Origin of the sequence: Paraburkholderia sabiae (assembly GCF_030412785.1) — a bacterium.
Lineage (GTDB): Bacteria > Pseudomonadota > Gammaproteobacteria > Burkholderiales > Burkholderiaceae > Paraburkholderia > Paraburkholderia sabiae.
Genome location: NZ_CP125295.1, coordinates 2,411,063 through 2,422,670, shown reverse-complemented (window position 1 = coordinate 2,422,670; position 11,608 = coordinate 2,411,063). Strand labels below are relative to the sequence as shown.

5 protein-coding genes are annotated in these 11,608 nt (G+C 62.3%); 1 reads left to right on the top strand and 4 read right to left on the bottom strand.

All coding sequences use genetic code 11. The features are described 5' to 3' along the window. Positions 1 to 46: 46 nt before the first annotated feature. Complete coding sequence (locus QEN71_RS10885; protein WP_201652878.1) at positions 47 to 4,540, bottom strand: DEAD/DEAH box helicase; 4,494 nt, start codon at positions 4,538 to 4,540, stop codon at positions 47 to 49. A 329-nt stretch (positions 4,541 to 4,869) separates the two neighbouring features. Here QEN71_RS10885 and QEN71_RS10880 point away from each other — a divergent pair, with 329 nt between their 5' ends. Continuing rightward, positions 4,870 to 5,913 (top strand): aldo/keto reductase, encoded by a 1,044-nt coding sequence (locus QEN71_RS10880; protein WP_201652881.1) that lies wholly within the window; start codon positions 4,870 to 4,872, stop codon positions 5,911 to 5,913. 164 nt (positions 5,914 to 6,077) lie between these two features. Here the strand turns inward: QEN71_RS10880 and QEN71_RS10875 are convergent, their stop codons facing one another. From QEN71_RS10875 to pelF, 3 genes are all read right to left on the bottom strand, one after another. Beyond that, the gene (locus tag QEN71_RS10875; RefSeq protein WP_290468244.1) at positions 6,078 to 7,217 is read right to left on the bottom strand and encodes an IS481 family transposase; all 1,140 of its coding nucleotides are present in this window, start codon (positions 7,215 to 7,217) and stop codon (positions 6,078 to 6,080) included. A gap of 1,412 nt (positions 7,218 to 8,629) precedes the next feature. Then, positions 8,630 to 10,000, bottom strand: a complete 1,371-nt coding sequence (pelG, locus tag QEN71_RS10870; protein ID WP_201649036.1) for an exopolysaccharide Pel transporter PelG — start codon at positions 9,998 to 10,000, stop codon at positions 8,630 to 8,632. Positions 10,001 to 10,016: 16 nt separating this feature from the next. Further along, the gene (pelF, locus tag QEN71_RS10865) at positions 10,017 to 11,600 is read right to left on the bottom strand and encodes a GT4 family glycosyltransferase PelF (RefSeq protein ID WP_201649037.1); all 1,584 of its coding nucleotides are present in this window, start codon (positions 11,598 to 11,600) and stop codon (positions 10,017 to 10,019) included. Positions 11,601 to 11,608 lie beyond the last annotated feature (8 nt).

Below are 11,608 nucleotides of genomic sequence, written 5' to 3'. Positions count from 1 at the left end.
CCGATGCACGAAGGTTGTGCGTGCATCGGCCGCTTGTCAGGCGAGTTTAGTAGCGCCGCGCGAGACGCATGCGCATCAGCTGCTTCGTTTCGCCGTCGGCGTCGTCGGGCAGATTGAATTCGCCCGACACGAGCGATGCGACGGGCACGCCGTCGCGATACAGCACGCGATTGCCCGCGAGGGCGGGCACCTTGTTGCCCGGCAACAGTGTGCCGACGAGATTCAACGGATCGCTGCCCGCGACGCACACAAAAGCACCTTCGTTCGCATGTCGACGCACTTCGCGCAGCAGCGGGATCGCTTCGGGCAGCGCGAACTGTTCGCCTGCGAGACCGTTGACGAAGCGTCCACCGCGCACCTGGCCGCGCGCTTCGAGCCGCTGATACACACGCAGCAGATCGCGCCACGGCGGCAGCCATTCGGCCTCGCGTTCGAGCAGACGCCAGAACACGACGCCATAGCGCCGCAGCAACGTCGTCGCGACGTGCTCCAGTACGTCAGGTTCGAACGAAGCCGAACGGCGGACAGGCGAGGGCACAGAGGCTGAGTCTTCTTCCGCGGCAGCCGCGACGGGCCGACGACGCAACAGCGCCCAGCGTCCCGCATCGTCCATCCCGCCGATCAGCGCGCCCGCGCCGCGCGGACGCCGGCTCGGAAAATACGACGCGTTGCGCTTCGCGACGGGCTTCAGCAGCGCGCGCAAGCCCGCGAAGCTGTCCGAGTTGACGAGGCCCGCCGCGACCAGTTCGCCGAGCGCGTTTTCGAGTTCGACGCGCAGCAGATGCACGTCGCCCGACAGTTCGTCGAAGAACATCGCGCCGTGCTGCGTCAACGTGTCGAACACCATCTGCGCTTTCGGCGACAACTCCGGCTGTTTCGACGTATCGAGCAGTGCGGTCCACACAGGCAACGCGCGCCGTGGCAGCAACACGATAGGCGTGCTGCGCACCGGACCGCTCGCGCCACGCGCACGATCCGTGAGGCGCATCCACACGATCTTGCCTGCACGGCACAGTTCATCGAGCGACGTGATCGAATAGTCCTTCAGACGTGCGGGCAGGATGTCTTCTTCCCACGCGCTCGCGGCCGTCTGAAAACCTTCCAGTTGATCTAGCACGGCGGCAAGCGCATCGCGTCCTTCGCCGCGCGTGTCGGGAGTGAGACGTTGCCACGCAAACAGAAAGCGCATGAAATCGTGCCGCTCGACAGGCTCGATCTCGCGACGCAGGCGTCGCACCGTATAGCGATGGATGCGCGCGAGCAGATGCCGCTCGCACCATTCTTCTTCGAGCGCGCCGGGCGTGAAGCGGCCGCGCATCACGTAGCCTTCCGCTTCGAGCCGCGTGAGCGCCAGCGCGACATTGGAAGCGGGTAGCGCCAGCGCGCGTGCGATCAGCGAGAGCGGCAGTGGTCCGAAGCCAGTGAGCCGCGCGCGCACCACATCGACGAGTGCATCGTCTTCCGTCCACGCATCGTCGAAACCTTTGGGCGCGCGGATCGCCGGTTCGATGTCCGCGTGCGGATAGATCGCGCGCAGCGAAGTCAGGCGTTCGGCGGGCAGCCACAACGCGTCGTACTGGGCGACCTGCATGCGCGTTGCGTGACCTGTCTTCGCCAGTTCGGCGAGCCACGCGGACCAGCCTTCGTTGCGTTGCGCCTCGCTGTCCGTGATGCACGCGAGGCCCGTCAGCGCTTCGTGCATTTCGTCAGTGTTGCGCACTTGCGGCCACGCTTCCTCGCCGACACTCGCGATCGCATCGGCATCGAGCGCGCCGAGATCGTCGGCGGACTCGGGGCCCGTCGTGTAGCGGCGATTCAGCACGGCTTGCGTGCGGCGCTCTTCGATCGGCGCGTCGTCGAGAAACGCGTACGGCTTGGCCGTCAGGATTTCGGCGGCGAGCGGCGACGGTGCGGGCAGATCGCGCGACACGAGTTCGATCTGCCCGCTCTCGATCCGCCGCAGCAGCGCGAGCCACGCTTCCGTGTCCATCGCTTCGTGCAGACAGTCGTCGAGCGTCTGGTCGACGAGAGGATGATGCGGCAACTCGCGCTCGCCAACGATGTTTTCGAGGCACGCAGCCTGATCGGGAAACACGGTGGCGAGCAGATCGTCGCTGCGCATGCGCTGCAACGGCGGCGGCGTTTTGCGACCGCCCGTATAGCGCGGCAACGCGAGCGCCGTCGTCGCGTTCCAGCGCCAGCGCACGCCGAACAGCGGCGCGTCGAGCAATGCCTGGATCAATACGTGCTCGGCCGTCGCGGAGCGCAGATAGCGCCACACTTCATCGAGCGCAAAGCTGTGCGCGCCCGTCAGCGACAGCACGATCGCATCTTCGGTGGCGGCTGCCTGCAACTCGAAATTGAACGTGCGGCAGAATCGCTTGCGCAGCGCGAGTCCCCACGCGCGGTTCACGCGGCTGCCGTACGGCGTGTGAATCACGAGTTGCGTGCCGCCCGATTCGTCGAAGAAGCGCTCCATCACGAGCGTATCGCGGGTCGGCAGTGCGCCGAGTGCCTGACGTGCGCGCGCCAGATACTCGACGATCTGCCGCGCGGCGGGCTCGGGCAAATGCGTGTGTTTCGCGAGCCATTCGATGGCGGGTTCGAGATCGAGCGTGGTGGCCGTTGCCTGCTGTTCGACGAGTGTCGTGACGCTGTCGTGAGGATCGTTGAATGTTTCGGCTTGCGCCGCGACCTTTGCTTCGTCCAGCCGCTGTTCGATTTCCGCACGCAGCCGCGCCACGCCCGCCGACAGTTCATCGCTGCGCCCCGGCGCTTCGCCGAGCCAGAACGGAATGTTCGGCGGCTGGCCTTGCGCATCCTCGACACGCACGCGGCCACTTTCGACGCGCATGATCCGGTACGACGCGTTGCCGAGCTGGAACACATCGCCCGCGAGACTTTCGACCGCGAAGTCTTCGTTCACCGTGCCGATGTTGAGCCCTTGCGGTTCGAGGATCACCGCGTAATCCGCGTTCTCGGGAATCGTGCCGCCCGACGTGACCGCGTATAGCTGTGCGCCGCGCCGGCCGCGCAGCGTGCCGTTGACGGCGTCGCGATGCACGTACGCCGCGCGCGGACCGTGACGGCTCGTGTAGCCTTCGGCGAGCATGCGCAGCACGGCATCGTATTGCTCGCGCTCCAGCGTCGTGTACGGCGAGGCGCGGCGGAACAGATCGAACAGTGCGTCTTCGCTCCATTCGGCATTGCAGACCTCGGCGACGATCTGCTGTGCGAGCACGTCGAGCGGCGCGCGCGGAATATGCAGCAGATCGAGTTCGCCGCGCCGCACGCAATCGAGCAGCGCCGCGCATTCGATCAGATCGTCGCGCGACGCGGGAAAAAGCCGTCCCTTCGGCATGCCGCCCACATGGTGGCCCGAACGTCCGACGCGCTGCAGAAACGGCGCGATCGCGCGCGGCGAACCCATCTGGCAGACGAGATCGACATCGCCGATATCGATGCCCAGTTCCAGCGATGCTGTCGCGATCAGCACGCGCAACTCGCCGCGCTTCAGACGCTGTTCGGCGTCGAAGCGATATTCCTTCGCGAGACTGCCGTGATGCGCGGCGACGGCTTCCTTGCCGAGCCGCTCCGTCAGATGCCGCGCGACGCGTTCGGCCATGCGGCGTGTGTTGACGAACACGAGTGTCGTGCGATGCATCGCGACGAGTTCCGCGAGCCGGTTATAGACGAGTTCCCATGCTTCGTTCGACATGACCGCTTCGAGCGGCACAGGCGGCATCTCTAGCGCGAGATCGCGCTCGCGCACGTGGCCGACATCGACGATCGCGCAATCGGCGGGTACGTCGCTGTCGGGGCTTGCGCCGCCCGCCAGAAAACGCGCGACGGCTTCGATCGGCTTTTGCGTTGCCGACAGACCGATGCGCGGCAGGCGCCGCCCGCACAGCGCGTCGAGCCGTTCGAGCGACAGCGAGAGATGACTGCCGCGCTTGCCGCCCGCCATCGCGTGGATTTCATCGACGATCACCGTGCGTACCGTCGAGAGCATCTTGCGGCCCGACGCCGAGCCGAGCAGCACGTAAAGCGACTCAGGCGTCGTGACGAGAATGTGAGGCGCGCGCTTTTTCAGCGCGTTGCGCTCCTGCTGCGTGGTGTCGCCGGTACGCACGGCGGTGCGGATCTCGGGCACAGGCAGGCCGCGTTCCGCGAGTTCGTTCGCGATGCCTTCGAGCGGCGTTTGCAGATTGATGCGGATATCGTTCGACAGCGCTTTCAGTGGCGACACGTAGACCACGAGCGTTTCGTCGGGCAGCGCGCCGTCGTGCGCGAGGCCGTTGCGCACGAGTTCATCGAGCGCGGCGAGAAAGGCAGTCAGCGTCTTGCCCGAGCCCGTCGGCGCGGCGACGAGCGTGTGCTTGCCGCTGCGGATCAGCGGCCATGCGGCGGCCTGCGCATCCGTCGGCGCGGGGAAGGTCTTGCGGAACCAGCCCGCGACGGCGGGGTGGAACGCGGCCAGCGGATCGGTTGATGAAGGGACGGAGGTCATGACGTCGAAGATGGGGGCGCGGCGCCGCATATCCAAGGCGCGGTCGATGCGGACCCGTGAAAACGTTAGACCCGCTCAGTCTCGCAGGTTTTGCAGGGGCGCGCTGCGCTTCGCTTCCATAACGCAACTACCGGTCTGCCATTTCGGCGCACTTGCGCGTCGCGCATTGCGGTACTTTATGCCGTTCTTTGCTCGCCGGCTTGCAGCGAATGAGGCGGATAGGCCGGATCGGGAAAACATGCAAGCCGCAGCGCGCCACATCGCGCGCGATGCAATGGCAACGCGCCAGCAGCTATCGCGGCCATTGAGTATGCTGGTTGATCCTGCACCGCTTCATCACCTACGTGGAGTCTTGAACCATGCGATACAACCAGCTTGGCCGCACTGGCGTCTTCGTGTCGGAACTGTGCCTCGGCACGATGACATTTGGCGGCACGGGTGGCATCTGGCAGCACATCGGCGATTTGCAGCAGAGCGACGCCGAGCGTCTGATTGGCCGCGCGATCGACGCGGGCATCAATTTCATCGATACGGCTGACGTCTACTCATCGGGCGTTTCCGAGCAGATCACCGGACAGGCGCTGAAGAACCTCAAGGTGCCGCGCGATTCCGTGGTTGTCGCGACGAAGGTCTTCGGCCAGACGGGCGACTTCGCGAATGCGCGCGGCGCGTCGCGTTACCACATCATGGACGGCATCAAGGCGAGCTTGCATCGACTGCAGCTCGATCACGTCGATCTGTACCAGATCCACGGCTTCGATCCTGCGACGCCGATCGAAGAGACGCTGCGCGCGCTCGATACGCTCGTGCAGCATGGACATGTCCGTTATGTCGGCGTATCGAACTGGGCCGCGTGGCAGATCGTGAAGGCGTTGGGCATTTCGGAGCGCCTGGGTCTTGCGCGCTTCGATACGTTGCAGGCGTATTACACGATCGCGGGCCGCGATCTGGAGCGTGAGCTGGTGCCGATGCTGCAGAGCGAGGGCTTGGGGTTGATGGTGTGGAGTCCGTTGGCGGGTGGACTGTTGAGCGGCAAGTACGGACGCGAGCAGCAGGGCGAAGCGGGCAGTCGCCGCACGACGTTCGATTTTCCGCCTGTGAATCGGGATCGGGCGTTTGATTGTGTTGATGTGATGCGCACGATTGCTGATGGGAAGGGTGTTTCTGTTGCGCAGATTGCGCTGGCGTGGTTGCTGCATCAGCGGGCTGTTATGAGTGTCATTGTCGGCGCCAAGCGCGTTGAGCAGCTTGAGGACAATATCGCTGCTTGCGATGTGCAGCTGAGTGGTGATGAGCTTTCCAAGCTCGGTGAGGTTAGTGCTTTGCCTGCTGAATATCCTGGATGGATGCTTGAGCGGCAAGGAGAGCCGCGGCGGGAGCAGATTGCCCAAGGGCGGTTTTGAGGTTTTGGTTTTGGGTTTGGGTTTGGGTTTCGCTGGCATCCGCGGTTTCGTATCGGTCTGCTAGCGTTGCCCCTGTGCGGGGCGGCACCTACTTTTCTTTGCAGCGGTGTACAGACTGGAGACATGGTTGACACCTGTACGGGGACATCGTTGACACCTGATGGTCAGGGTTTGGGAGTCTTCAGGTCAAGTTTTGCGACCCGCTGATGGGCGAACCAGATCTCGATCACCCCGTCTTCCTTCTCGCTCATGCGGGCGGCTACCTGCAGCCCCTTGAGCGCGATCGACAGCTTCAGTTTCTGGCCGCGCAGGCGCACCACGCCGCTGGCATTGACCCGCAACACTTCATCGCCGGGGCCGTATTCGGGCTCGGGCACCCGCTCGGGCATCGCGCGCAGGCTACACGCGTAGCGCGTGATGGGCGTGGCCATCCCGAGTGCCTCGTGCGGACGTTCGACGTTGTACACGTGCCGCCAGCGATCCAGTGCCTGCTGCATGTGCGCATGTGTGCTGAAGGCCTGCCGGTCCAGCACTTCGGCCTTCAGCGTGCGGTGAAACCGTTCGTCCTTACCATTGGTCTGCGGGTGATACGGCCGGCTGTAGCTCACCAGGATGCCCAGCCGGATCAGCCAGACCGCGAGTTCGGTGAGCTGCCCCGGCGCGCTGGGCGAGCCCCACGGCGCGCCGTTGTCGGTGTTGATGCGCGCAGGCAGCCCGTAGCAGCGGAACGCGCGCTCAAGCGCGGCCTGCACGACCTGTGTGGTCGTACGCGAGCAGGCGCTCAGCACGAGGTTGTAGCGCGAGTGATCGTCGATGACCGTCAGCGGCATGCAGCGCCCATCCTTCAGCGTCTGGACGTCGCCCTTGAAGTCCATCTGCCACAGCAGGTTCGGATGCGCGTGCTCGAAGCGCTGCCAGTGCTGGCGCTGCTGCGACGCCTGTTCATCGATGAGCCCGTGGCGGCGCAGGATTTCGGTGATGGTGGCGGGCGCGGGCACCTCTGTCTCGCCCAGATCCCTCAGGCGCCGTTCGATCTTGCGTCCGCCCCAGCCATGTTCGCGACGCAGTTCCAGCACCCGCGCTTCGATGTGTTCAGGTGAGCGCAGGGGGCTGTGGTGCGGGCGTCGGGAGCGGTCGGCCAGCCCGCCGGGGCCTTCGGCCTTGTGACGGTCCAGCCACTTGTAGCCGGTCTGGCGGCTGATCCGGTAGCGCCGGCATAGCTCGCTGAATGACAGGGCCTGTGTGGCGGCCAGGCTGACGAATTCTTCGCGGAGATTCAAGGTGTTTTTTGCTTCCCAGGGCATGGTTGAATCCGGGCGTTTGATTACCCGAAAGTGTCAACCATGTCCCTGTACACCTGTCAGCTATGTCTCCAGTCTGTACACAGCGGCAAAGAAAAGTAGGCAAAAGAAAGCCGCTTTTGAACCTCCAGTGCCCGCCAGGATAGCGCCGCGCCATGCCGCAGTTGAGCCGTCGCGCAGCGACGTCCGCACTCTGTAGAAAGCCCGCAGTCAACCGCGCACGGCGCGAAAACCCCACACAGTCTGGAGCACATATCGCCGCAGCCAGACAGACGGCAAACGCAAAAAAACAAGCCGACCGAATGTGCTCCAGGTGGATGTCAATTTTCGCGCCGCGCGCGCCTGACTGCGGGCTTTCTACGGAGTGTTTGCGTCACTGCGCGACAGCTCAAAGACTGTGTGCCGTGGCGTTATTCTGGCGGGCACCGGAGGTTTGAAGCGGCTTTCTTTTGCCTACTTTTCTTTGCCGCTGCAAAGAAAAGTAGGTGCCGCCCCGCACAGGGGCAACGCATGAAGCACCGATACGAAATCGCGGATGCCAGCGCGCAGCAGAAAAGTGCCAGCCAGGATAGCGCCGCGCCATGCCGCAGTTGAGCCGTTGCGCAGCAACGTCCGCACTCTGTAGAAAGCCCGCAGTCAACCGCGCACGGCGCGAAAACCCCACACAGTCTGGAGCACATATCGCCGCAGCCAGACCGACGGCAAACGAAAAAAACAAGCCGACCGAATGTGCTCCAGGTGGATGTCAAATTTCGCGCCGCGCGCGCCTGGCTGCGGGCTTTCTACGGAGTGTTTGCGTCACTGCGCGACAGCTCAAAGACTGTGTGCCGTGGCGTTATTCTGGCTGGCACCGGAGGTTTGAAGCGGCTTTCTTTTGCCTACTTTTCTTTGCCGCTGCAAAGAAAAGTAGGTGCCGCCCCGCACAGGGGCGACGCGTGAAGCACGGATACGAAATCGCGGATGCCAGCGCGCAGCAGAAAAGTGCCAGCCAGGATAGCGCCGCGCCATGCCGCAGTTGAGCCGTTGCGCAGCGACGTCCGCACTCTGTAGAAAGCCCGCAGTCAACCGCGCACGGCGCGAAAAACCCACACACAGTCTGGAGCACATGCCGCCGCAATCAGACCGACGGCAAACGCAAAAAAACAAGCCGACCGAATGTGCTCCAGGTGGATGTCAACTTTCGCGCCGCGCGTGCTTGACTGCGGGCTTTCTACGGAGTGTTTGCGTCACTGCGCGACAGCTCAAGGACTGTGTGCCGTGGCGTTATTCTGGCGGGCACCGGAGGTTTGAAGCGGCTTTCTTTTGCCTACTTTTCTTTGCCGCTGCAAAGAAAAGTAGGTGCTGCCCCGCACAGGGGCAACGCATGAAGCACAGAAGGCAAAACGCGGATGCCAGCGCGCAGCAGAAAAGCGAAATCACTGCAGCATGAAAGTCTCATACTCCAGAGATTCGAGCTTCTGATCAAGAAGATAAAGACTGACAAGCACAACAACGAGGAGGGAGCCAGCAAACCCATACCCATAAAAACCAGGATTCAACGACAAGGTAATCGCGGTAAGCAAAACATTGAGAACAACAAACAAACCCACAAGAAACATCACAATCTTCCGCTTGTCGAGATAAAAGAACACGTTAATGGTGCCCATAAACACGACTTGCATACTGGCAGCAATCACATCGATATAGAGCAAGGGCAGGTACAAAGTGGAAATCTGCAACCATTGCAGCAGGATAGTGCCAGCAGCAAACAGCATCATGGCCGCGATGGCCTGCACCTTCATGATTTCCCAGATGCCATTCCGCAAAGCCTCGACCATCGCATTCCGCATGCGCTCGATATGCTGCAACGAAGCACCTTCGCGAACAGCGTCATAAAACGCGTCATAGTATTCGACGAAGTCAGTCTCGATCCGCATCAGAAAAACAGCCATCCCAGGAATAATCGCGAGATACGCGAGAAAAACCGGAATGTCATAGATGATGGACGCACGCAACGGCCCAATCACCGGCTGCCCGGTGCCGGGCGAATACCAGAACATGAACTTGTCGGCCCATATCCCGAGGTTGTACAGAAACCCCGTCAGCATCAACGACGGATAGCGATACTCCTTGCGAAACATCTCGAACGAAATGAAATGATCGCTGCGGTAGTCGCGATAGATCAACGCGAGCAGACCCATCAGCAACACCGTCTGCCCGATCACGAAACCCGACAGCAAGCCCGTCAATCCGAACATGTTCAGCGTCAACGCGGCACCCGTCGTCACCGCATAACCGATAAAGAACACGGCAATGATCGACATGTACTGCTTCATGCCCGACAGAAAGATCGTCGCGATCCAGATATTGCCCATCACGACGAAACCTGCAAGCATCAACAGCCGATAAGCCGCCGTCTGCTGCGGAAACAGAAACACCACAGCGCAACCGCCGAGCACAGTCGAAGCAACGGTGACGATAAACATCACCGCATGAAAATTCGGCAGCACGAGATCGCGCCGCTTCTCGAACAGTCGGTCGGACGTGAAGCGTGTGTACGCGAGTTGCAGCGGCCCCGTCAGCACCAGCGACAGCGAAATCAGATACGTGACGGACACCTGAAACTGCGTAATAAGGCCTGTAGGCAGCACGAACGGAATGCTCAGCACGCCGATCAGCAGAATGCCCACAATCGACAACACCCACGGCCCCGCACCGATCAAACCGGCATACGTGTACGCCTGCATCAGCCCCAGCAGCGTATTGCGCCGGAGCATCTTGCGCAGTTCGAAACCAATCCCTGCCATAGTCGTGCGCTCCCGTTCAGTGTGGCATCTGCATCAGATCGGCTTCCGATGCAGGCGGATCGACAATGTCCGTTTGCGATGTGAGCCGCGCATACAGATCGCGATACGAGCCGACCATCTGCTCCTGCGTGTAATAACGCTCGACGCGCGCAATGCCCGCCTGCTGCGCGGTGTGCCAGTTGTTTTCGTCGAGCAGATCGAGCGCCGCTTCGGCGAGTGCGCGCGGATCGGCGATCTGCACCACACGGCCCGCAGCGCCGAGCGCCGCGTCGTCTCCTTCAAGCCCGTAAATCAACTGACGACATGAACCCACATCCGTCGTGACGGACGGCACGCCCGCCGCGAAACCTTCGAGCACGACGAGCGGCAGCGCCTCCGAAATCGAACTGAGCACGAGCACGCCGCATTTCGGCAGCAATTCGTCGATCTTCTGAAAGCCGAGAAACCTCACTTTGTCCTGCAATCCAAGGCTTTCGACGAGCGCATGACATTCGGCCGCATACGAAGGATCTTCGTTTTCCGGACCTGCAATCCACGCTTCCGCTTCGGGCATGCGGCGCACGACGGTCAGCATCGCGCGAATGAAGGTCTTGATGTCCTTGATGGGCACGACGCGGCCGATCAGGCACAGTGTCTTCGGCACACCGCTCGCACGCTGCGCACGCAACGGCGCGAGCTTCGGCAGATTCACGCCGTTCGGAATGTTGGCCGTCTTGTCTTCGGGCGCGCCGTCGAGAATCTGCCGCTGCCGATTGCCTTCGTACAGCGCGATGATGTCTTCTGCCGCGTCGTAGCACACGTGGCCGAGCGTTTCGAAGAAGCGCACCCACAGGTCGCGGAAATAACCGATCTGCGACACGTCGCGCTCGAAGATGCTGCGGTTGTCACGAATCCATTCGCTCTGGAACAGATCGATCTTGCGTTCCTTCGTATAGATGCCGTGCTCCGACACCAGCAAAGGACGCGCGTGCCGATAGCGCGCAAGCGCGCCGAGAAAGCCCGCATAACCCGTCGATACCGTATGGAACATCTTCACGCGCGGCAGGCCCTCGGCGATCTTTGCGAGTTGCCACAGCGGTTTGTGCATGATGCGCACGGTCCAGAAGTAATCGACGAATGAAGGGTCCGTGCAGAACTGCCGATACTGATCGGTCAGATAATTCCACGCTTCCTTCGAATAGAGAAACGCGTCTTCGCCCAATGCGCCGCCGGGCCGCAAGTCCTTCAGCATGTCCTTCAACATGCGGCCCGCTGCGTGACGCATCGCAGGATTACGCAGCGCGTCGTGCAAATGCGCAGAGCGCATGAACGCGGACGCTTCGCCGCGCTGCTTCTGCACGAGCGGCGGCGGGGCGAAATCGTAAAGATAGTGATTCTCCAGATGCACGACGTTATCGGGCAACGTGTACTGCATCTTCGGATAATCCTGCGGCCGGCTGCCGAGAAAGCACAGCGCAAACGAATACTGCGGAAACGCGCGGATGATCTGATTGACCCAGCTCGACACGCCGCCGCTTACATACGGAAACGTGCCTTCGAGCAACAAAGCGATATCGGCCGATTCGGCGTGCGGCAGAGCGGGCGTGTTCGATGACGACATGAGGGTGG